At 52.1% G+C, this 22,816-nt stretch carries 21 protein-coding genes; 15 read left to right on the top strand and 6 right to left on the bottom strand.

Going from position 1 to position 22,816, the window contains the following annotated elements:
- Nucleotides 1–45: 45 nt before the first annotated feature.
- Together tig and bolA are read right to left on the bottom strand one after the other, a co-directional pair.
- Nucleotides 46–1,350, bottom strand: coding sequence for a trigger factor (tig, locus tag ED901_RS11900; protein ID WP_056771077.1), 1,305 nt, complete (start codon nt 1,348–1,350; stop codon nt 46–48).
- 436 nt (nt 1,351–1,786) lie between these two features.
- On the bottom strand, nt 1,787–2,101 hold the full coding sequence (gene bolA, locus ED901_RS11910) for a transcriptional regulator BolA (RefSeq protein WP_056771073.1): 315 nt from the start codon (nt 2,099–2,101) through the stop codon (nt 1,787–1,789).
- A gap of 342 nt (nt 2,102–2,443) precedes the next feature.
- On the opposite strand from bolA, the gene ED901_RS11920 reads away from it, so the two are divergent.
- From ED901_RS11920 to ED901_RS11960, 9 genes are all read left to right on the top strand, one after another.
- A complete protein-coding gene (locus ED901_RS11920; RefSeq protein ID WP_056771066.1) occupies nt 2,444–3,022 on the top strand; it encodes a lipoprotein in 579 nt (192 codons plus the stop codon).
- 149 nt (nt 3,023–3,171) lie between these two features.
- Complete coding sequence (ampG, locus tag ED901_RS11925; protein WP_122096011.1) at nt 3,172–4,650, top strand: muropeptide MFS transporter AmpG; 1,479 nt, start codon at nt 3,172–3,174, stop codon at nt 4,648–4,650.
- A 435-nt stretch (nt 4,651–5,085) separates the two neighbouring features.
- Nucleotides 5,086–6,045 carry a cytochrome o ubiquinol oxidase subunit II gene (gene cyoA / locus ED901_RS11930; RefSeq protein WP_056771061.1) on the top strand — a complete coding sequence of 320 codons (960 nt, stop codon included), beginning with the start codon at nt 5,086–5,088 and terminating at the stop codon, nt 6,043–6,045.
- Between the two features lie 3 nt (nt 6,046–6,048).
- Nucleotides 6,049–8,040: a cytochrome o ubiquinol oxidase subunit I gene (gene cyoB / locus ED901_RS11935; protein ID WP_056771058.1), complete on the top strand. Its 1,992-nt coding sequence runs from the start codon at nt 6,049–6,051 to the stop codon at nt 8,038–8,040.
- Nucleotides 8,030–8,647: a cytochrome o ubiquinol oxidase subunit III gene (locus tag ED901_RS11940; RefSeq protein WP_056771054.1), complete on the top strand. Its 618-nt coding sequence runs from the start codon at nt 8,030–8,032 to the stop codon at nt 8,645–8,647. Before cyoB ends, ED901_RS11940 begins: the two co-directional genes overlap by 11 nt.
- On the top strand, nt 8,644–8,976 hold the full coding sequence (locus ED901_RS11945; RefSeq protein ID WP_056771051.1) for a cytochrome o ubiquinol oxidase subunit IV: 333 nt from the start codon (nt 8,644–8,646) through the stop codon (nt 8,974–8,976). The genes ED901_RS11940 and ED901_RS11945 overlap by 4 nt, the downstream gene beginning before the upstream one ends.
- 18 nt (nt 8,977–8,994) lie before the next feature.
- The gene (gene cyoE, locus ED901_RS11950; RefSeq protein WP_056771048.1) at nt 8,995–9,879 is read left to right on the top strand and encodes a heme o synthase; all 885 of its coding nucleotides are present in this window, start codon (nt 8,995–8,997) and stop codon (nt 9,877–9,879) included.
- 187 nt (nt 9,880–10,066) lie between these two features.
- Complete coding sequence (locus tag ED901_RS11955) at nt 10,067–11,431, top strand: MFS transporter (RefSeq protein ID WP_162997858.1); 1,365 nt, start codon at nt 10,067–10,069, stop codon at nt 11,429–11,431.
- A 153-nt stretch (nt 11,432–11,584) separates the two neighbouring features.
- The gene (locus ED901_RS11960; RefSeq protein WP_122096124.1) at nt 11,585–12,883 is read left to right on the top strand and encodes a Gfo/Idh/MocA family protein; all 1,299 of its coding nucleotides are present in this window, start codon (nt 11,585–11,587) and stop codon (nt 12,881–12,883) included.
- Between the two features lie 64 nt (nt 12,884–12,947).
- On the opposite strand, the gene ED901_RS11965 is transcribed toward ED901_RS11960, so the two are convergent.
- Nucleotides 12,948–13,439 carry a YajQ family cyclic di-GMP-binding protein gene (locus ED901_RS11965; RefSeq protein ID WP_056771041.1) on the bottom strand — a complete coding sequence of 164 codons (492 nt, stop codon included), beginning with the start codon at nt 13,437–13,439 and terminating at the stop codon, nt 12,948–12,950.
- Between the two features lie 240 nt (nt 13,440–13,679).
- On the opposite strand from ED901_RS11965, the gene panE reads away from it, so the two are divergent.
- Complete coding sequence (gene panE / locus ED901_RS11970) at nt 13,680–14,591, top strand: 2-dehydropantoate 2-reductase (protein ID WP_056771038.1); 912 nt, start codon at nt 13,680–13,682, stop codon at nt 14,589–14,591.
- Complete coding sequence (gene yajL / locus ED901_RS11975; RefSeq protein ID WP_122096012.1) at nt 14,554–15,162, top strand: protein deglycase YajL; 609 nt, start codon at nt 14,554–14,556, stop codon at nt 15,160–15,162. The genes panE and yajL overlap by 38 nt, the downstream gene beginning before the upstream one ends.
- Nucleotides 15,163–15,229: 67 nt before the next feature.
- Here the strand turns inward: yajL and thiI are convergent, their stop codons facing one another.
- Complete coding sequence (thiI, locus tag ED901_RS11980; protein WP_056771033.1) at nt 15,230–16,678, bottom strand: tRNA uracil 4-sulfurtransferase ThiI; 1,449 nt, start codon at nt 16,676–16,678, stop codon at nt 15,230–15,232.
- A gap of 290 nt (nt 16,679–16,968) precedes the next feature.
- On the opposite strand from thiI, the gene xseB reads away from it, so the two are divergent.
- The 4 genes from xseB (at nt 16,969) to ED901_RS12000 (ending at nt 21,154) form a co-directional block, all read left to right on the top strand.
- Nucleotides 16,969–17,211, top strand: a complete 243-nt coding sequence (gene xseB, locus ED901_RS11985) for an exodeoxyribonuclease VII small subunit (protein WP_056771029.1) — start codon at nt 16,969–16,971, stop codon at nt 17,209–17,211.
- A 6-nt stretch (nt 17,212–17,217) separates the two neighbouring features.
- Complete coding sequence (ispA, locus tag ED901_RS11990; protein WP_056771026.1) at nt 17,218–18,147, top strand: (2E,6E)-farnesyl diphosphate synthase; 930 nt, start codon at nt 17,218–17,220, stop codon at nt 18,145–18,147.
- Between the two features lie 19 nt (nt 18,148–18,166).
- Nucleotides 18,167–20,029, top strand: a complete 1,863-nt coding sequence (dxs, locus tag ED901_RS11995) for a 1-deoxy-D-xylulose-5-phosphate synthase (RefSeq protein ID WP_122096013.1) — start codon at nt 18,167–18,169, stop codon at nt 20,027–20,029.
- Nucleotides 20,030–20,179: 150 nt separating this feature from the next.
- Complete coding sequence (locus tag ED901_RS12000; protein ID WP_122096014.1) at nt 20,180–21,154, top strand: aldo/keto reductase; 975 nt, start codon at nt 20,180–20,182, stop codon at nt 21,152–21,154.
- Between the two features lie 97 nt (nt 21,155–21,251).
- On the opposite strand, the gene thiL is transcribed toward ED901_RS12000, so the two are convergent.
- Both thiL and nusB read right to left on the bottom strand, forming a co-directional pair.
- Nucleotides 21,252–22,223: a thiamine-phosphate kinase gene (gene thiL, locus ED901_RS12005; protein ID WP_122096015.1), complete on the bottom strand. Its 972-nt coding sequence runs from the start codon at nt 22,221–22,223 to the stop codon at nt 21,252–21,254.
- Between the two features lie 164 nt (nt 22,224–22,387).
- The gene (gene nusB / locus ED901_RS12010; RefSeq protein WP_013576663.1) at nt 22,388–22,801 is read right to left on the bottom strand and encodes a transcription antitermination factor NusB; all 414 of its coding nucleotides are present in this window, start codon (nt 22,799–22,801) and stop codon (nt 22,388–22,390) included.
- Nucleotides 22,802–22,816 lie beyond the last annotated feature (15 nt).

Below are 22,816 nucleotides of genomic sequence, written 5' to 3' on the forward strand. Positions count from 1 at the left end.
TTCAGGAGGTGAATCTGCGGACAGATTCAGCAACGTGCAATAAAATTATGCAGGTTGAGTCTGGTTCATCAGCTCGGTAAAGGTAGTGGCTTTTTCAGTCACTTTCGCTTTAGACAACAGAGTTTCGACCGCTTGTTCTTCCAGCGCGACGTTACGCATGTTGTTCATCAGCTCTTTGTTTTTGCTGTAGAACTCAACAACTTCCTGTGGATCTTCGTACGCAGAAGCCATTTCTTCGATCAGCGCTTTAACGCGATCTTCGTCAGCTTTCAGTTCGTGCTGGCTGATCACTTCGCCCAGCAGCAGACCGACAACAACGCGACGTTTGGCTTGCTCTTCGAACAACTCGCGTGGCAATTCCAGCGCTTGTTTTTCGTTGCCACCAAAACGCTGTGCAGCCTGGCGACGCAGAACGTCAACTTCGCCGTCGATCAGTGCCGCTGGCACGTCGATTTCGTTAGCGCTGACCAGACCGTCGATTGCCTGAGTTTTGATGCGGTTACGAACAGCACCTTTCAGCTCACGTTCCATATTTTTACGCACTTCAGCACGCAGACCGTCAACAGAACCATCAGCCACGCCGAAACGTTTGATGAATTCTGGGGTCAGTTCTGGCAGCTCACGCTCTTCAACTTTCTTCAGGGTAATAACGAACTTAGCCGCTTTACCTTTCAGATTTTCAGCGTGGTAATCTTCCGGGAAGTTCACGTCAATCGTGAATTCTTCACCGGCTTTGTGACCGACCAGACCTTCTTCGAAGCCTGGGATCATGCGGCCCTGGCCCATAGCCAGTACGAAATCAGAGGCTTTGCCGCCTTCGAAATCTTCGCCGTCGATAGAACCGGAGAAATCTACAGTAACGCGGTCTTCTGCGGTGACTGCTGCATCCGTTTCTTTCCAGTCAGCTTGTTGCTTACGCAGAGTTTCCAGCATGGTATCAACATCAGCGTCGTTAACTTCAACAACAGGTTTTTCAACTTCGATGTTTTCCAGATCTTTCAGCTCAACTTCCGGGTACACTTCGAATTCTACGGAGAAGTTGAAGTCTTCACCCTGCTTGTACTCACCCGGGATGTAGTTAGGTGCGCCAGCTGGATTGATTTTTTCTTTGATGATTGCATCAACAAAGTTGCGTTGCATCAGATCACCCAGTACGTCCTGACGTACTGACGCGCCATAACGCTGTTCGATGATGTGGCTTGGTACTTTGCCTTTACGGAAGCCGTCAATACGTACTTTTTTAGAGACGTTGATCAGTTCACTGCTCACTGCTTTTTCAATGCTTTCAGCAGGAACAGTAATCGTTACGCGGCGCCCAAGGCCTTGAGTGGTTTCAACAGAAACTTGCATCTTGTTACCTCAAAAAAAAATCACAGTGCTCGGTCAACTCCAGAAGTCGTTCTCAAGATGAGCGCAAACTTACCTTGAAAACGACTTCTAAGAACCGGGACAGTTCTGTATCAGAACGTAGCCCTGTATTCGAGAGCGTCCGAAACCATTCCGGAAAAATTAGACGCGACATTATAGCGACGCAGACGCATTGAGTCGAGGACGGTGTCTGTTGCACGGGAGGGAAACTCACACGGGAACTCGATCCTTCGAAAAATGCGGTCGATGCAGAGGCGAAAACTGCCCTTATCGTCTGCCGGTCGTAAGAAAAACAAAAACGGCCCGCGGGCCGTTTCATGAAATTCGCATCTACTAATACCGCATCTGACAAGGAAAGTTCCAGTGATACTGCGTCAAACGACGATATTTATGCCTTTTGTGAATCAGATCGCGACGATCAGGCCATTGTTCCGGCACCACGACACGGCGGCGATGCCGGTACCGTGTCCTGTAACCCTTCCCATTCTTTACGGGTGTAGGTGTGTAATGCCAGCGCATGGACGCTGCCTGCGAGTTCTTCGGTTAAGTGGCCATAAATAGCCCGGTGCCGCGCCAGAAAACGCTCTCCCAGGAATTTATCGGACACCATAACGACTTTAAAATGGCTTTCTGAGCCTGCCGGTACATTATGACGATAGCTTTCGTCAGTCACTTCCAGAAACGAGGGCTCGAATGCCTCAGCCAATTTTGCTTCTATTTGCTCACGAATCATCGCTATCTCCTTACACCGCATCAGCAGAGAACTGCGCCCGTCGGGTTCCCTTCAGTAACATTCCTTCACTTTCATTCCCTACCCTTAAAGAATAGGCTGTTTTCCGACGTCCACGTTAATCACATTAAAAAATTTATAAGAATGATTGATAAAAACGGCGCTCAGTCTGTCAAAGAAATCGCGGCTTCGCCACGCATGAAGTTCGTAATCCGCTTTCCTGATGAAAAAAAACGCTAAAAAATCGCTTTTCCAGATTGTTGGGACTTCCACCCGCAAATGGCAATGTTATGATGTCGGCATATTTTTGAGCACTATTCCCTTATAAATATTGAGAAAACACACATGTTAAAGAAAATCATTTTTCCCGTTCTGGCGATGCTGATGCTGGCAGGTTGCGCCACCAGCACCAACACGCTGGACGTGTCGCCGAAAATTGTTCTGCCTTCGCAGGATCCAACGCTTCAGGGCATCACCATCAGCATCAACGGCGCTGACCAGCGTCAGGATCAGGCACTGGCGAAAGTGAACCGTGACGGCCAGCTGATTTCCCTGACACCTTCCCGCGATCTGCGTTTCCTGTTGCAGGAATCTCTGGAAAAACAAATGACTGCCCGTGGTTACATGATCGGTGCTGATGGCGCAGTCGATCTGCAAATCGTGGTGAACAACCTGTATGCAGACGTGCAGGAAGGCAACCTGCGTTACAACATCACCACGAAAGCAGACATCTCCATCATTGCTACCGCGAAAAACGGCAGCAAGCAGGTGAAGAACTACCGCTCGACGTACAATGTTCAGGGTGCACTGTCAGCCACCAACGCGAAGATCACCAACGCGGTGAATACCACGCTGGGCGATGTCATCAGCGACATGGCGTCAGACACCAGCATCAGCGATTTCATCAAAGCTAACGCACGCTAAGCTTCGGTTTAATTCTGTGCAATCCATTCTGCCCGGCGAGTCCGGGCAGAATGCTTTATAAAGTCAGTGAATTTACTCCCCGATAATCATCCCTTCCTTTATTATGCCCATGCGCCACTCTTTCACCGGTTAGCAGGAACATACTTTTCATGATCAGTCAGTACTTTAAGATTTTCACACAGCGAAATACCCTCATTTTACTTCTGCTGGGCTTTGCCTCCGGTTTGCCGCTGGCGCTGACCTCTGGCACCTTGCAGGCGTGGATGACGGTCGAGAATGTCGACCTGAAAACAATCGGTGTTTTTTCGCTGGTCGGGCAGGCGTACGTGTTCAAATTCCTGTGGTCGCCGATGATGGATCGCTACACGCCCTCTTTTCTCGGGCGTCGGCGCGGCTGGCTGGTACTGACGCAACTGCTGCTGGTAGTGGCCATTTTTGCGATGGGCTTTATGGATCCTTCAAAAGATCTTTTCTGGCTGGCGGCCCTGGCGGTTTTGATTGCCTTTGCCTCAGCATCCCAGGACATCGTCTTCGACGCCTATAAGACGGATTTATTGCCTGCGCAAGAGCGCGGAAACGGTGCGGCGGTGTCGGTGCTGGGCTACAGGCTGGCGATGCTGGTGTCCGGCGGGCTGGCATTATGGCTGGCCGATCGTTATCTCGGCTGGCAGCACATGTACTGGTTGATGGCCGCCCTGATGCTGTGCGGCGTATTGGCTACGCTGATGGCGCCTGAGCCTGAAAATTCACAGCCCGCACCGCGCACCATGGAAATGGCCGTGGTGGCGCCGTTAAAAGACTTTTTTGGCCGTAACAATGCCTGGCTTATTTTACTGCTGATCGTGATGTACAAAATGGGCGATGCGTTTGCAGGCAGCCTGAGTACCACATTTTTGATCCGCGGCGTTGGATTTAACGCCGGAGAGGTCGGGCTTATTAACAAATCGCTGGGGCTTCTGGCGACAATCATCGGTGCCCTGTTAGGCGGAATGCTGATGCAGCGTCTGAGCCTGTTCCGCGCGCTGATGCTTTTTGGGATTTTGCAGGCCGTCTCGAATGCGGGTTACTGGATCCTCGCCGTCACCGATAAGCATCTGTATTCCATGGGCGCGGCGATTTTCTTCGAAAATCTGTGCGGCGGCATGGGCACTGCGGCATTCGTCGCCTTGCTGATGACGTTGTGCAACCGCTCCTTCTCCGCCACGCAGTTTGCACTACTTTCCGCCCTTTCTGCCGTGGGTCGTGTTTATGTCGGTCCGATTGCAGGCTGGTTTGTTGAAGCCTACGGCTGGCCGTGGTTTTACCTGTTCTCTATCGTGGCTGCCGTACCCGGCTTGCTGCTGCTGGCAGTCTGCCGCGACACGCTGGAATACACGCAGAAAACCGACAGTTTCCTGCCGCGGATCCATTTTGGCACGCCGTATCGCTGGGCGTTGCGTTGCATGATTGTTGGCAGTGCACTGCTGGGTTTATGGCTGATAACGCTGATACTCAACAGCCTGGGCTGGGCGTCGTGGCCATCGCTGACGATACGGCTTCTGGAAAGCGGCGCGCTGATCTGTCTGGTGGGGATTGTTCTTGGGAGCCTGCTCGATTTTCTCTCCCTGCGCCGCACTGCCCGGGCATGATTTTCCCGCCATTCATTTTCAAAATGAATGGCGGATTTGATTTAACAATCCATCTATAAATATTGCTCAACAATTTACCGCCAAAAAAAATAATATTCTCAGTTCTATTTTTCCGTCACGCATTTCATGCTTTTTATTTCACCTGAAATCTACATTAATTTAACATTAATTAAACCTTACGGCCGGATAATCAGTGAGAATAATATTTACAAATTCCGTCACCCCTTGTTTTTCATCACTATAGAAAAAAATCTATACGCAACATATTGTTGCCCACTGTGAATTGTCACGATCCGTGACATGTGTGACTGCGTTAACATAAAGTGTCAACAGCGCTTTGACACTTGTTTAAGCGTGTTTACAGTCCTGCAACCTTCCCGTAAAATGCCCGCACACCTGAAGCGACAATAGAGCCCTAGTTATTGAGGTCGTTAGATGAGACTTAAGAAATACAATAAAAGTATTGGGATGTTGTCCTTATTTGCCTCCGCGTTAATGTTAAGCGGTTGCAATACGGCATTGATGGATCCCAAGGGAGCAATTGGACTTGAACAGAGAACGCTGATTTTGACGGCGATCGGTTTAATGCTGATCGTTGTTATTCCAGTTATTATCATGGCGTTTGCGTTTGCCTGGAAGTACCGTGCTTCCAATACAAAAGCAACCTACAGTCCTAACTGGTCACACTCCAACAAAATTGAAGCCGTCGTCTGGACTGTTCCAATTATTATCATTGCCATTCTGGCAACGATTACCTGGAAGACCACCCATGCGCTTGATCCGTTCAAGCCAATCGTATCTGACCAAAAACCGATGACGGTAGAAGTCGTTTCTCTGGACTGGAAATGGTTGTTCATTTATCCGGAACAGGGCATCGCCACTGTTAACGAACTGGTTATCCCGAAAGACGTGCCTGTTCAATTCAAAGTCACTTCAGACTCTGTCATGAACTCGTTCTTTATTCCTCAGTTAGGCGGACAGATTTACGCGATGGCCGGTATGCAGACTCAGTTGCATTTGATTGCAAATGAAGCCGGTACCTACAAAGGCATCTCGTCAAACTTCAGTGGCCGTGGTTTCTCTGGCATGAAGTTCAACACAATTGCGACCCCAACCCGTGGCGATTTCGACACCTGGGTAGCGAAAGTGAAAAGTGCACCGAACCAACTGGCAACCACTGATGACTTCAACAAACTGGCAGCACAGAGCATCGACAACCCGGTCGAATACTTCTCTGTAGCAAAACCGGGTCTGTTCAAAGAAATCATTGGCAAATACTCCATGCATGACATGAAGGCAGCGCCAGAAGGTCATACCATGCCAATGCCAGCCGGCAGTGACATGAAAGGCATGGATATGGGTGGACAGTCTCACGCAGCCGGAGCCGAGGAATAAACGATGTTCGGAAAATTAACGCTTGATTCGGTTCCGTATCATGAACCGATTATCATGGTCACCGTTGCCGCAATCATTTTGGGCGGTCTGGCAGTCGTTGCCGCGCTGACCTATTTCGGCAAGTGGAAGTACCTGTGGACCGAGTGGATCACCTCCGTCGACCACAAAAAATTAGGTATCATGTACATCATTCTGGCCTTCGTCATGCTGTTGCGTGGCTTTGCCGATGCCATCATGATGCGTAGCCAGCAGGTGCTCGCGTCTGCGGGAGAACCTGGCTTCCTGCCTCCTCACCACTACGACCAAATCTTTACCGCGCACGGCGTGATCATGATTTTCTTCATGGCGATGCCTTTCGTTATCGGTTTGATGAACGTAGTCGTTCCTTTACAGATCGGTGCGCGCGACGTTGCGTTCCCGTTCCTGAACAACGTCAGCTTCTGGTTCACCGCTGCCGCTGTGGTACTGATCAACATCTCTCTGGGTGTCGGTGAGTTCGCACAGACCGGTTGGTTGGCCTATCCGCCGTTGTCTGGTAAGGAATACAGTCCGGGCGTGGGGGTCGATTATTGGATATGGAGTCTACAGATATCCGGTATTGGTACCTTGCTGACTGGTGTTAACTTCTTTGCGACCATCCTGAAGATGCGCGCACCGGGTATGCCGCTGATGAAAATGCCGGTATTTACCTGGGCCGCACTGTGCACCAACGTGTTGATTATCGTGTCCTTCCCGATTCTGACCGTGACTGTTGCATTGCTGACGCTGGACCGTTATCTGGGCACCCATTTCTTCACGAATGATATGGGCGGCAACATGATGATGTACATCAACCTGATTTGGGCCTGGGGCCATCCGGAAGTGTACATTTTGGTTCTGCCAGTATTTGGTGTGTTCTCTGAAGTCACGGCAACATTCTCCAAAAAACGTCTGTTCGGTTACACCTCACTGGTATGGGCAACGATCGCCATCACCGTGTTGTCGTTCGTCGTTTGGTTGCACCACTTCTTCACCATGGGTTCAGGCGCTAACGTCAATGCCTTCTTCGGCATCATGACGATGATCATTTCCATCCCTACCGGGGTTAAAATCTTCAACTGGCTGTTCACCATGTACCAGGGCCGTATCACGCTGAATGCGGCGATGCTGTGGACCGTTGGCTTTATCGTCACCTTCTCTGTGGGCGGTATGACTGGCGTTCTGTTGGCGGTTCCGGGTGCTGACTTCGTGTTGCACAACAGCCTGTTCCTGATTGCTCACTTCCACAACGTTATCATCGGTGGTGTGGTCTTCGGTTGCTTCGCAGGTCTGACTTACTGGTTCCCTAAATCCTTCGGCTTCACGCTGAATGAGAAATGGGGCGTACGTTCATTCTGGTTCTGGATCATCGGTTTCTTCGTTGCATTCATGCCGCTGTACGTTCTGGGCTTCATGGGTATGACCCGTCGTGTCAGCCAGAATATCGATCCTGAGTTCCATACGCTGCTGGTTATTGCGGCATGCGGTGCGGCGCTGATTGCTATCGGTATCCTGTGCCAGCTGATCATGATCTTCGTTTCCGTTCGCGACCGCGACCAGAACCGTGATCTGACCGGTGACCCGTGGGATGCACGTACTCTGGAATGGTCAACCTCTTCTCCTCCTCCGTTCTATAACTTCGCTATCGTGCCGCAAATTCACGACCGCGATGAGTTCTGGGACATGAAAGAGAAAGGCAACGCGTACAAGCAACCTGCAAAATATGAACAAATTCATATGCCACGTAACAGCGGCGCAGGCTTCATCATCGCTATGTTGAGTCTGGTTTGCGGTTTCGCATTAATCTGGGATATCTGGTGGCTGGCAGCATTAAGCTTCCTGGCTCTGGTGGTTTCCTGGATTGTGAAAAGCTTCGACGAAGATGTTGATTACTACGTATCAGCTGAAGAAGTCGAACGTATTGAGAATCTACATCATGAACAAATCCGTAAAGCAGGTGTGAAACATGGCAACTGATACCCTGACTAACCACGACGCAGCCCATGCAGAGCATGGGCACCACGATGCGGGCGAGACCAAAGTCTTTGGCTTCTGGATCTACCTGATGAGTGACTGCGTACTGTTTGCGAGCTTGTTCGCAACTTACGCGGTACTGGTGCACGGGACTGCGGGTGGACCGACTGGTAAAGATATTTTTGAACTGCCGTTCGTTCTGGTAGAAACCTTCTTCCTGCTGTTCAGTAGTATTACTTACGGCATGGCGATGTTGGGCATGAACAAGGGCAGCGTCAAAGCGGTCAATGGTTGGTTGTTCCTGACCTTCCTGTTCGGTCTTGGCTTCATCTGCATGGAAGTTTACGAATTCCATCACCTGATCAAAGAAGGTTATGGCCCGGATCGCAGTGGTTTCCTGTCGGCCTTCTTTGCGCTGGTCGCCACCCACGGGATCCACGTAACCTGCGGTCTTATCTGGATCATCGTGATGATGGTACAGGTGAGCCGTCGTGGTCTGAACGCCGTTAACCAAACCCGTCTGATGTGTCTTAGCCTGTTCTGGCACTTCCTGGACGTTGTCTGGATCTGTGTATTCACCGTTGTTTATCTGATGGGGGTATTAGCATGAGTCATTCTGCCACTTCCCACGGCGGCGCAAGCCACGGCAGCGTGAAGTCATACCTGATTGGCTTCATCCTGTCAGTGATCCTGACGGTTATCCCGTTTGCCATGGTCATGAGCGATACTGCTTCGCATTCACTGATCATTGGCACCGTGGTTGCATCCGCGGTCATCCAGATCGTTGTCCATCTGGTGTTCTTCCTGCACTTAAGCACTGCATCGGAAGCGCGCTGGAATCTGGTGGCATTTCTGTTCACCGCTGTGATTATCTTTATCGTCGTTGTGGGCTCATTGTGGATTATGTATAACCTCAACCTCAATATGATGGTCAGTTAAAGAGCCGAGCTGCACGTGATGATTAAGCAATACCTGCAAGTAACGAAACCAGGAATTATTTTCGGCAACTTAATTTCTGTCATCGGGGGATTTCTCCTTGCTGCCAAAGGCAACATCGACTTCCCACTCTTTCTCGCCACTTTGGTGGGCGTTTCGCTGGTCGTCGCATCGGGTTGTGTATTTAACAACTTCATCGACCGCGACATCGACCGGATCATGGAAAGAACGAAGAACAGGGCCCTGGTAAAAGGACTTATTCCGCCGAAAACAACCCTGGTTTACGCCACTATTCTGGGTATTGTGGGCTTTGCGTTGTTGTATATCGGTGCCAACCCGCTGGCCATGTGGCTGGCGGTGATGGGCTTTGTGATTTATGTCGGCGTTTACAGCCTGTACATGAAACGCAATTCGGTCTACGGCACGTTGATTGGCAGCTTGTCTGGCGCGGCGCCACCGGTCATTGGTTACTGTGCCGTTTCCGGCCAGTTCGATACCGGTGCGTTGATCCTGCTTCTGATTTTCAGCCTGTGGCAGATGCCGCACTCGTACGCGATTGCCATCTTCCGCTTTAAAGATTATCAGGCTGCAGGCATCCCGGTTCTGCCGGTTGTCAAAGGCATTTCCGTCGCCAAGCATCATATTACCGTCTACATTCTGGCGTTTATGATTGCCACGCTGATGCTGACCCTGAGCGGCTACGCAGGGTATAAATACCTGATTGTCGCCGGTGCGGTGAGCGTCTGGTGGCTTGGCATGGCGTTGAAAGGTTACAAAGCGGAGAACGATGTGGTCTGGGCGAGAAAGCTGTTTGGCTTCTCTATCATCACCATCATGTCGCTGAGTTTCATGATGTCTGTGGATTTCAGTTCAACACCGACGTCGATGTTAACCTACGTTTGGTAACTTGAGCTGTTAGCCTGACGCGCTGTCATTCATTCCGATAATCAGCACACTGAAAGGCCAGTAGCGATACTGGCCTTTTCTTTTATTCTGACGGAAAGCAAACCCGTAATATCTGCTAAAGATCCATCGTTTTACCCTAACTCGCCAAAAGCACTACAATGCACGATTGTTATTTTGAGGTAGTAATGTGAACGATAACCAGATGACCCCGCAGGAAAGTCGGGCAACATGGGGACTAGGGACAGTTTTTTCTTTACGCATGCTTGGCATGTTCATGGTGTTACCCGTCCTGACCACCTACGGTATGGCGTTATCCGGTGCCAGCGAAACGCTGATCGGCATCGCAATCGGTATTTATGGTCTGGCGCAAGCCGTATTCCAGATCCCGTTTGGGTTGATGTCTGACCGCGTTGGCCGTAAACCACTGATCGTCTTTGGTTTAATTATCTTCTGTATCGGCAGCATCGTGGCTGCTTCCACCGATTCTATCTGGGGCGTGATCATCGGTCGTGCCCTGCAAGGTTCCGGCGCCATCGCCGCCGCCGTGATGGCGTTATTGTCAGATCTGACCCGCGAGCAGAACCGCACCAAAGCGATGGCGTTTATCGGCATCAGCTTCGGTGTGACCTTTGCGATTGCCATGGTACTCGGGCCTGTCATCACTCACGCCTGGGGCTTACACGCGTTATTCTGGGCGATCGCCGGTCTGACGCTGGTCGCCATCCTCATCACTGTCGCCGTAGTCCCCTCCCCTGCCACCCATATTCTGAACCGGGAATCTAGTATGGTGAAAGGCAGCTTCAGCAAAGTGCTCAACAACCCGAAACTGCTGAAACTGAATTTCGGCATTCTGTGTTTGCACATCCTGCTGATGTCGAGCTTCGTGGTATTACCGCAAGTGATGGAGCATGCAGGTTTCCCGCCGGCTGAACATTGGCGGGTGTATCTGGTCACCATGCTGACGTCGTTTGTTGCAGTGATCCCGGTGATTATTTATGCCGAGAAAAAGCGCCATATGAAGCAAGTCTTTATGGGCTGTGTGGCCGTATTGTTACTGGCTGAGCTGGTACTGTGGTCGGCGGGCCTGCATTTATGGGTCGTCATCGCGGGTATCCAGCTGTTCTTCCTGGCCTTTAATGTCATGGAAGCCATTCTGCCCTCGCTTATCAGTAAAGAATCTCCGGCCGGGTACAAAGGTACCGCGATGGGGCTGTATTCCACCAGCCAGTTTATCGGCGTGGCGATTGGCGGGAGTTTAGGCGGATATGTTTATGGTAACGCCGGTGCCGACGCGGTCTTTCTGCTGTGTGCGGCTATTGCCGTGGTCTGGCTGCTGGTCAGCGCAACCATGACCGAGCCGCCGTATGTCAGCAGCCTGCGTATCACGCTTTCTGAGCTGGCCGTAAAAGACTCCGCCCTGCAGGCACGCATTCTGGCCCAGCCAGGCGTGGCCGAGGCCGTTGTGGTTCCGGAAGAATTCAGTGCCTACGTGAAAGTCGATACCAAACAGACTAACCGTAAAGCGCTTGAACAACTGGTCAGCGCCGCCTGAGATCAAACGCTGTGCTAAAAAATGGCACAGCGTTTCATTTTCCTCCTCCCTTGTGACTTTCCTCACTTAAAAATTTTCCTCAATCATTATCCTCAAGAATTCCTTAACAAAATTTTGTCAGTGATGACGGCTTTCGGGCCTTTTGAGGATCTCATGAAAACCTATGCTTTAGTTGGCACCGGCGGACGCTCAGGTTTATACATTGAAGCGATCACCGGTAAATACCGCCACAACGCAAAGTTTGTGGCCTTCTGTGACACCAATCAGACCCGCATGGACTATGCCAATCAGCAACTGGTGCAGAATGACATCGCACCGGTTCCGACCTGGAAAGCCGCGGATTTTGGCGACATGCTCACGGAAACCAAACCTGACATCGTGATTGTCACCAGTATGGATCGCACCCATGATGATTATATTGTCCGCGCCCTGCATGCCGGTTGTGATGTGATCACCGAAAAGCCGATGACCATTGATGAAAATCGTGCGCTGCGCATTCTCGATGCCGTCGATGCCACCGGTTTTCAGGTGCGGGTGGCGTTTAACTACCGCTACGCGCCGCATCACAGCAAAATCCGCGAACTGCTGATGCAGGACACCATCGGCGACGTGCTGTCTGTGCATTTCGAATGGCTGCTCAACACCGAACACGGCGCCGATTACTTCCGCCGCTGGCACCGTGACAAACGCAATTCCGGTGGCCTGCTGGTGCACAAATCTACACATCACTTTGACCTGATGAATTTCTGGCTCAACAGTACGCCGGAGAAAGTCTATGCCCAGGGTGACCTGCGTTTTTACGGCAAAGAGAACGCTGAGAAGCGCGGCGTGACAGAATTTTATCCCCGCGCTCACGGCTATCCGCAGGCACAGAACGATCCCTTTGCGCTGCACATGGAAGACAACGCCCAGCTCAAAACGCTGTATCTGGATGCTGAACATGAAGATCACTATTTCCGCGATCAAAGCGTGTTCAGTGACGGTATCAACATTGAAGATACATTGTCGGTGCTGGTGAAATATCAGAACAAAGTCCAGCTCACGTATGCGCTGAACGCGTATCTGCCATGGGAAGGGTTGAACGTGGTGTTTAACGGCACTCAGGGGCGCATCGAAATGAAAATCGTTGAGATGTCCTACGTCAATGCCGGCGGTAAACGCGAGAACGAAGGCAGTATCGAGAAGGCAGAAATCACTGTTTATCCGCTATTTGCTGAGCCGTGGAAGGCACAATTCCAGCTGGGAGAAGGCGGCCATGGCGGCGGCGATAATGCCATGCTGGAAGATCTGTTCGGCGAACGCAGAGAGGATCCGTTAAAGCGCGCTGCCGATCACCGTGCTGGCGCGATGTCGATCCTGACCGGGATAGCCGGAAACTTGTCGATGCAATATGACAAACCGATTTACTTCAAAGATTTCGAACTGGTGAAAAGACTGCGGCAGCGCAAGTAACTGATCAAAAAAAGGGACGCTTAACTTAAGCGTCCCTTTTTCATTTGCCCGTATAAAAAGGCCATTAATCTCTGAAGTTTTTAAACTGGAACGGTTGTCCGAGATCACCGTTGCGCACCAGCGCCATGACGGCCTGCAAGTCATCACGCGCTTTACCGGTGACACGCACTTCATCACCCTGAACCTGCGCCTGCACTTTAATCTTGCTGTCTTTAATCAGTTTGACGAGTTTCTTCGCCAGGGCGGATTCAATTCCGGAATGCAGTTTCGCTTCAACGCTGTACGTTTTACCGCTGTGCTCCATTTGCTCAGGAATTTCCAGCGCCCCGCCTTCAATGCCACGTTTGGCTAACTTCTCACGCAGAATATCGACCAGCTGGTTAACCTGAAAATCTGATTCGCTGGCGACTTTGATGCTCTCGTTTTTTTCATTGAGATCAAAGCTGGCAGGAATGTTGCGGAAATCCCAGCGGGTTTGCAGCTCACGGCTGGCATTTTCCACGGCGTTGCGCACTTCCTGCATGTCGATTTCGGAAACAATGTCAAAAGACGGCATAATCGCTTCTCCCTGTAGTTTTTGTATTGCACGTTATATGGCGTGCATAATACCGCCTTCAACCGTCGATGCCAAACGACAGCACAGCACCGAACATAAAATGCCCCGATGGTCAAAAAGTGCAGGTGAAAATGTGATCTACAGCACGAATGTCTATACTAATAAGATAACCGGACAGCAGAATATTCTTTCAACAACCGATTACCACGGCGTATTTCGCCGCATCACCCAGGAGGCACAATGAAAATAACAGTATTAGGTTGCGGTGCACTGGGACAACTTTGGCTATCAGCGCTTTATCAGCAAGGTCACGACGTTCAGGGGTGGATCCGCATTCCTCAACCTTTCTGCGCAGTAAACGTCATTTCCCCTGATGGCACGGCGTTTAACCGCAACATGCCAACCAACGATCCGCAGCATCTGGCACAAAGCGAACTGCTGCTGGTAACGCTGAAAGCCTGGCAGGTTTCCGGCGCGGTCAGTGCGCTGATGCCGATGCTCAATGATAATTGTACCCTGCTGTTGTTGCATAACGGCATGGGGACAGTGGATGAATTGCCCGCCAATCGTTTTGCTATTTTACAGGGTGCCACCACGCATGCAGCCCGGCACGAAGGCAATGCGATTATGCACGTTGCAGCAGGAACGACGCACATCGGCCCGGTGACGCCGCGCGGTGCAGCGCTGAGTTCGCTGGCAGATACGTTACATGACGCCCTGCCCGACGTCGCCTGGCACGATAATATCAGGCCATCACTGTGGAATAAGCTGGCAGTCAACTGCGTGATCAATCCGCTGACGGCGCTGCATGAATGCACCAACGGCGATTTGATCGGTTATCCTCAACAGATCGAGCAAATCTGTCAGGAAGTGGCGCAGGTCATGGCGATCGAAGGTTATGAGATCCACAGCGAGTCGTTACTGAGTTTTGTTTATCAGGTGATCGACACCACGGCGGCCAATCACTCCTCGATGTTGCAGGATATACAGCATCAGCGTCACACCGAAATTGATTACATTACCGGTTACGTGCTGCGCCGTGGTCGCAAACATGGGCTGAGCCTGCCTGTAAACACCCGGATATTTGAACACATTAAAAGAAAGGAAAACGACTATGAGCGCATCAGTTCTGGTCTGCCTGGCACCTGGTAGCGAAGAGATTGAAGCGGTAACCACCATTGATTTGCTGGTTCGTGCGGGAATTAACGTAACAACCGCCAGCGTGGCGGGCGACGGCAGTCTGGAAATTCGCTGCTCACGCGGGGTAAGAATTTTGGCCGACGTTGCGCTGGTAGACGTCGCAGACGACGATTTTGACGCGATCGTTCTGCCGGGTGGCCTCGGCGGTGCGACCTGTTTCAGCGAAAGCCCGCTGCTGGTGGAGAAAGTTCGTCAGATGCACATCAGCGGAAACATTGTGGCAGCGATCTGCGCGGCGCCCGCGCTGGTTCTGGAATATCACGATCTGTTCCCAGTCGGCAACATGACCGGTTTCCCCGGTCTGCGGGATAAAATTGATCCGATAAAATGGTCAGATCGCCGGGTGATTTTCGATCCACGGGTCAATCTGCTGACCAGCCAGGGGCCGGGCACATCGATGGAATTCGCCCTGAAGATTATCGATTTGCTGCTGGGGAAAACCAAAGCAGCTGAAATCGCCGCGCAGCTGGTGCTGTCACCGGGAATGTATAATTACACCGACGAAGGCGCCCGGGAATCCTGATAGGATACCGGCAAACAAAAAGGGGCTCAGCCATGCTGAACCCCTTTTTTACATCGGGAATGCTGAACTAGGGACGATACACTTTCACATTATTAAAGCCCTGTTCTTTCAGATACAGCGCCTGTAAACGGCTCATCACGCCGCGGTCGCAATACAGCAAATAGGTTTTGCTCTGATCCAAATCGCCAAACTGCGTCGCCAGTTTATAGAACGCCAGCGCCTTCACTTCGACATTTTCCAGCGCCAGCGGATCCGCATCCACTTCATCCGGGGCGCGAACGTCCAGCACGATATCCGTGGAAACAAACTCAGCGACGGTTTCTACTTCCGGCACTTCCTGAGCAGCCTGCTCAGCAATTTCACGGATGTCACAGTTACGCGCTTCACTGACCACTTTATCGAGGATGGCAAAATTGAACATTGCCTCTTCCGCTTCGATTTTGGCTTTCACCGCTTTCACCGTCGGGCTTTTCGAAATCACACCGCAATATTCCGGCATGGTTTTGGCGAAATCTTCAGTACCAATTTCGCGGGCAATCTTGATGATGTGTTCTTTATCGTGCGAAATCAGCGGACGCAGGATCAGGGTATCAGAAACGTTGTCGATCAAACGCAGGTTGGTCAGCGTCTGGCTGGAAACCTGTCCCAGCGCTTCACCGGTCACCAGCGCCTGAACGCCATAACGCTCCGCGATAGAAGACGCTGCCCGCACCATCATTCGTTTCAGCACGACGCCCATCTGGCCGTCTTCGATTTTTTCGAGGATCTCACCAACTACCGGCTCAAAATCAATAGCGATAAAACGCACGCGGTGCGAACTGCCAAAACGATTCCACAGGTAATGAGCCACCTGTTTCACGCCGATTTCATGCGCCGCGCCGCCAAGGTTAAAGAAGCAATAATGCACACGACAGCCACGACGCATCAGCATATAACTGGATACGCCGGAGTCGAAACCGCCTGAAATGAGTGACATCACGTCTTCCTGCGTACCGATAGGATAACCGCCCTGACCTTCGAGACGGTTTTTCACCAGCACCAGTTTATCGTCGTTGATTTCCAGTTTCACCGTCACTTCCGGCGAGGTCAGGTTGACACGCGCCGATTCGATGTGTTGGTTCAGGCCGCCGCCCACGTAACGTTCTACGTCGCCGGAGCTGAAATCATGCTTGCCGCGACGTTTAACACGGACGCAGAAAGTTTTGCCTTCGACTTCAGAACGATAGGCTTCGAGTGCCTGTTCAAAAATATTGTGAACGTCTGTGTAAGGGCGGTCTTCCACTTCTTCGACATAGCGGATGCCCGGAATGCGGCAAAGCAATTCCTGGATAAGATCGTGTTTACTTTCGTCTTTGCTGCGAACTTCGATATGATCCCAGTGGCGAACGACTGCCAGTGTCTCATCATGCGGTCGCACAATGTTGCGAATGCTGCTTGAGAGGATCTTAATGAAGCGCAAACGCACAGATTGGCTCTTGATGGTGATTTCAGGGAACAATTTAATGATAAACTTCATGGCAGTCTTTTGTTAGCAGGTTAAAAAACGGGGTAGTAAGTCGCTGAATAAGGATCTAGGATCCTATTATTGCTAAGCCTTATGTTTGTTTGTGAAACATAAGTTTTGTGCCACATTGGGCTTAGCAATAAACTCAGCGGCGCAGAGTATATCACTTTTAATGGATATTCTGCGCGCAAAACCAAACAGCAGTGCCATGCTTAACGGGAATGTCTCCCGGAGCTGAGAGCCGACCCTGCCGTCTCAGCACTCTGGTCATCGATTCTGATCAACGATATTGAAAGAGAATTATGCCGAAAAAATCTGCACCACCCGCCAATTTCGAAACTGCTCTGGCCGACCTGGAACAGATCGTTTCACGCCTCGAATCAGGCGAATTGCCTTTAGAAGAGGCGCTGAATGAATTCGAGCAAGGCGTCCAGCTGGCGCGTCAGGGACAGCAAAAGCTGCAACAGGCCGAACAGCGTGTACAAATTCTGCTCGACAGCGATGAAGATGCACCGCTGACACCTTTCACACCGGAAGCAGAGTAACGGTTTATGTCTGAAGCGATTTCTCTTTCTCCGGCTGGCGAGTTTTCACGTGAACTTCGCGCGATGCAACAACGCGTGGATGGCGTACTGACCGCTTACATTGACGCCCTGCCGCTGGCTGATTTACCGCTGGTTGAAGCCATGCGCTACGGTGCACTGCTCGGCGGCAAACGGATGCGACCTTATCTGGTGTATGCCACCGGTCAGCTATTCGGGCTGGATTTGAAAAATCTTGATGCGCCCGCTGCTGCGGTAGAATGCATCCACGCCTATTCGCTGATCCATGACGATCTGCCCGCAATGGACGACGACGATCTGCGTCGCGGCCAGCCAACCTGTCACATCAAGTTTGGCGAAGCCAATGCCATTCTGGCAGGCGATGCCCTGCAAACGCTGGCGTTCTCTGTCTTAACCGACGGGGAAATGGCGGACGTAGCAGTCAAAGATCGTTTGTCGATGGTGTCCGAGCTGGCTGGCGCCAGCGGTGCCAGCGGCATGTGTGGCGGACAAGCACTGGATCTGGCCGCAGAAGGCCAACAGATAAGCCTCGACGCTCTGGAAAAAATACACCGTCATAAAACCGGTGCGCTTATCCGCGCCGCAGTGCGCATGGGTGCTCTGGCCGCCGGTGACACCGGACGCGCCGTATTGCCTATACTGGATACCTATGCACAGGCGATTGGCCTGGCGTTTCAGGTTCAGGACGACATCCTTGATGTCATCGGTGATACCGCCACGCTGGGTAAGCGCCAGGGTGCAGATCAACAACTAGGTAAAAGCACTTACCCTGCCCTGCTGGGGCTCGACGGCGCAAAGGCCAAGGCCATGGACCTGTATCAGGAAGCCGTTTCCGCACTGGACCAGCTCGCTGCGCTTTCTTACAACACAGCGCCACTTCTCGCGTTAGCCAGCTTCGTTATTGAGCGCGATAATTAATACTTACTATGAGCAACTGATGAGTCTTGAATTAGCCAAATACCCGACACTGGCGCTGGCGGAGAATCCTGAAGATCTCCGTTCACTTCCTAAAGAGAGCCTGCCCAGGCTCTGCGACGAACTGCGCCAGTATTTACTGGCCAGCGTCAGCCAGTCCAGCGGGCACTTCGCGTCCGGTCTGGGAACGGTTGAACTGACCGTCGCCATGCATTATGTCTACAACACGCCGTTTGATCACGTCGTCTGGGATGTCGGCCATCAGGCCTATCCTCACAAAATTCTTACCGGACGCCGTGACCGGATTTCCACCATCCGTCAGAAAGGCGGTCTGCATCCGTTCCCGTGGCGCGGTGAAAGCGAATACGACACGCTTTCCGTCGGACATTCCTCAACCTCCATCAGCGCCGGTTTGGGCATGGCCGTTGCCGCCGAACGCGAAGGTAAAAACCGTCGCACCGTCTGCGTGATTGGTGACGGCGCGATCACCGCCGGTATGGCATTCGAAGCCATGAACCACGCCGGTGATATTAAGCCAGATATGCTGGTGATCCTTAACGACAATGAAATGTCGATTTCAGAAAACGTCGGCGCGCTGAATAATCATCTTGCGCAGTTGTTGTCGGGTAAGTTGTATTCCCATCTGCGCGAAGGCGGCAAGAAAGTCCTTTCCGGCATCCCGCCGATCAAAGAACTGGTGCGCCGTACCGAAGAACATCTGAAAGGCATGATGGTACCGGGCACGCTGTTTGAAGAGCTGGGCTTTAACTATATCGGGCCGGTGGACGGTCACGACGTGGTGGCGCTGGTGCAAACGCTGAAAAACATGCGCGACCTGAAAGGTCCGCAGTTGCTGCACATCATGACGAAAAAAGGCAAAGGCTACGCGCCAGCCGAGAAAGATCCAATTGGCTGGCACGCAGTGCCCAAATTCGATCCGGCTTCCGGCATTTTGCCTAAAGGCAAAGAAGGCCTGCCAACGTATTCGAAAATCTTTGGCGACTGGCTGTGTGAGACTGCCGCCAAAGACAGCAAACTGATGGCCGTGACGCCTGCAATGCGCGAAGGCTCCGGCATGGTGCGCTTCTCCCGGGAGTATCCGCAGCAGTATTTCGACGTTGCCATCGCCGAACAGCATGCCGTGACGTTTGCCGCCGGGCTGGCGATTGGCGGCTACAAACCGATCGTGGCGATCTACTCGACTTTCCTGCAAAGGGCGTACGATCAGGTGATCCACGATGTGGCGATCCAAAATCTTCCGGTACTGTTTGCCATCGATCGCGGCGGTATCGTCGGTGCCGACGGCCAGACCCATCAGGGCGCATTTGACCTGTCATTCCTGCGCTGCATTCCGAATATGATCATCATGACGCCAAGCGATGAAAACGAATGCCGCCAGATGTTGCATACCGGCTATCATCACAACAGCGGCCCGGTGGCCGTGCGTTACCCGCGCGGCAGCGGCACCGGTGCAACCTGCGAACCGCTGGCATCCCTGCCGTTGGGCAAAGGTGTTGTGCGTCGCGAAGGTGAAAAAGTGGCGATCCTGAACTTTGGTACGTTGCTGCCGGATGCGCTGGAAGCGGCTGAAAAACGTAATGCCACCGTCGTGGATATGCGCTTTGTTAAACCGCTCGACGAAGCACTGATTCTCGAACTGGCGGCAAGCCATGAAGTGCTGGTGACGCTGGAAGAAAACGCCATCATGGGTGGCGCCGGCAGCGGTGTGAATGAGCTGCTGATGGCAAAACGCATATTAGTGCCGGTATTGAATATCGGTCTGGCGGACCACTTTGTGCCACAGGGAACCCAGGACGAGATCCGTCATGATGTCGGGCTCGATGCCGAAGGTATTGACCGTCAAATCACCGACTGGCTGGCCTGATCATTTCCCCTCTTTCGCCTGAAAGAGGGGGTTTCTTTCCCCACATTCTCCTGTCTTCCCCAATCCCGCCATTCTGTGAGCTACAGTTAAGCATGCTAATCATTTTTTAACGCCTGCCGGTTATCACGCAGGCTTTTACGGAGAGATGCAATGCAATACACCACGTTGGGAAAAACCGGTCTGAAAATATCGCAACTGTGTCTGGGTTGTATGACGTATGGCGAACCGGATCGCGGCAGACATGCCTGGACCTTACCTGAAGAAAGCAGTCGCCCAATCATTAAACAGGCGCTGGATGCAGGCATTAACTTTTTTGATACCGCCAACAGCTATTCCGATGGCAGCAGCGAAGAGATCGTCGGGCGGGCGCTGAAAGACTTCGCGAAACGCGACCAGATCGTCGTCGCCACCAAAGTGTTTTATCCGATTACCGGCCTGGAAGGCGGATTGTCCCGCGCGTCGATTATGCAATCTATCGACGACAGTCTGCGCCGCCTCGGCATGGAGTATGTCGATCTGCTACAAATCCACCGCTGGGATTACAACACGCCAATTGAAGAAACGCTTGAAGCACTCAATGACGTGGTGAAAGCCGGAAAGGCGCGTTTTATCGGGGCTTCTTCCATGCATGCCCATCAGTTTAAGCAGGCGCTGGATGTTTCGCAGCAAAATGGCTGGGCGCGCTTCGTCTCGATGCAGGATCAGTACAATCTGATCCAGCGTGAAGAAGAGAAGGAAATGTACCCGTTGTGTCTGGAAGAAAACATCGCGGTTCTGCCGTGGAGTCCGCTGGCGCGCGGTAAGCTTACGCGCCCATGGGGAGAAACCACCGCCCGTTCGGTGTCTGACAGTTTTGCCAACACGCTGTACGATGCCACGGATGAAGCCGACGGTAAAATAGCCGAGCGTGTGGGTAAAATCGCGGAAGATCACGGTGTTCCGCGCGCGCAGATTGCACTGGCGTGGATCCTCAGCAAACATGTGATCACCGCCCCTATCATCGGCGCTTCCCGCCCTGCCCATCTCGACGATGCGATTGCTGCGCTGAACATCAAACTGTCGATTGAAGAAATCGCCGAACTTGAAATGGCTTATGTGCCGCATCAGGCTGTCGGATTTGAGTAAAACGGACGAATCTCTCTCAGGTTAAAAAACAGAAAAGGCGCTGCAGAATCAACATGCAACGCCTTTTTAACTTCTTACACACCGTCAGAACATCGGCTCAGGCAAAATGGTCGAAACCCTGCCATTCCAGTTGCACCGGTGAACCGGCCCGCATCAGTTTGAGGCCTTCGGAAAGGGGAGCAATCTGGCCGATGCAGGTAAAATCAACGCCAAGATGACTCAGCGCCGCGTCCACCGCCCCGCGATTGATTTCCGGCACGGTGAAGCACAGTTCGTAATCTTCGCCGCCGGTCAGTGCCCATTTCAGTGCCTGTTCCGGATCGCCAAGTGACTTCATGGCATCAGAGAACGGAATGGCATCCAGATCCAGGCGCGCGCCGCAATCACTGGCTTTCAGAATGTGCTTCAAATCGGAAATCAGCCCGTCGGAGAGATCGATAGCCGACGTCGCTAAATCACGCAACGCCTGACCTTGCAGAACGCGCGGCGAAGGCCGCAGATGGCGTTTAAGCAGGAACTCACGCGTTTTATCATCAGTGATGTTCAGCTGCTCCAGCACAACGGCCAGACCCGCGGCACTGTCGCCCAGCGTACCTGTCACGAAAATCCAGTCGCCCACACCGGCACCAGAACGCGTCAATGCTCGACCGACCGGCACCAGCCCCTGAATGGTTAACGTCATGCTCAACGGACCGCGGGTGGTATCACCGCCAATCAGTTGCATACCGTAGTAATTAAGTTGTTCGAACAAGCTGTCACTGAAAGACTGTAGCCAGTCAGCATTGACCTCGGGCAGCGTCAGCGCGAGAGAAACCCAGGCAGGATCCGCGCCCATTGCCGCTAAATCACTGAGATTCACCGCCAGCGCTTTGTAGCCAAGATCGGCCGGAGAAATGGTTTTCAGGAAATGGATGCCTTCGACCAGCGTATCAGTGCTGACGGCGAGGAGTTGTTTTTCGCCAACCGTCAGTAAGGCACAATCATCACCAATGCCTAACTGAACATCCTGTCTGGCGGTTCTGAACCGGTTAAAGTAGCGATTGATTACGTCAAATTCGCCGGATGCCATAATACAATTCCAAATCGTTAGAATGACTTAAGGCCGGAAAACCGGCCTTAAGAAGGGTGTCACACAAAGGATAAGCGAGGTGACATCACCAGAGTATCAACGAAGACAGCAATCGGGTGAAAATGAGTGTGATCATTTATCCGTCGGGCTGACCCTTGCTGACATTATTTCTTGCGAATATGCGGGCCCGCTTTGTCCAGCACACCGTTCACAAATTTGTGACTGTCTTCAGCGCCGAAGGTTTTCGCCAGTTCGATCGCTTCATTGATGGCCACTTTATAAGGGACATCCTGGCGCTTGCTCAGCTCAAACAGAGCCAGACGCAAGATCGCTCTTTCCACCTGGCCTAATTCATCCAGCTGACGTGACAGGTATGGCGCCATCAATGCATCGAGTTTCTCTGCACTGTTTGCTACACCAGCCAGCAGTTCGCGGAAATAGGCAATGTCTACATCTTTGACATCCTGCTCGGTCAGGAATTCTAATTCAACATCGGCGATGTCATTTTTCGACAACTGCCAGGAGTAAAGCGCCTGAACGGCACATTCACGGGCGCGGCGACGAGCAGCAGGTTTCACGGATTTCCCCTTAAC

This window comes from Rahnella sp. Larv3_ips (genome assembly GCF_003697865.1).
GTDB classification, from domain to species: Bacteria; Pseudomonadota; Gammaproteobacteria; order Enterobacterales; family Enterobacteriaceae; genus Rahnella; species Rahnella rivi.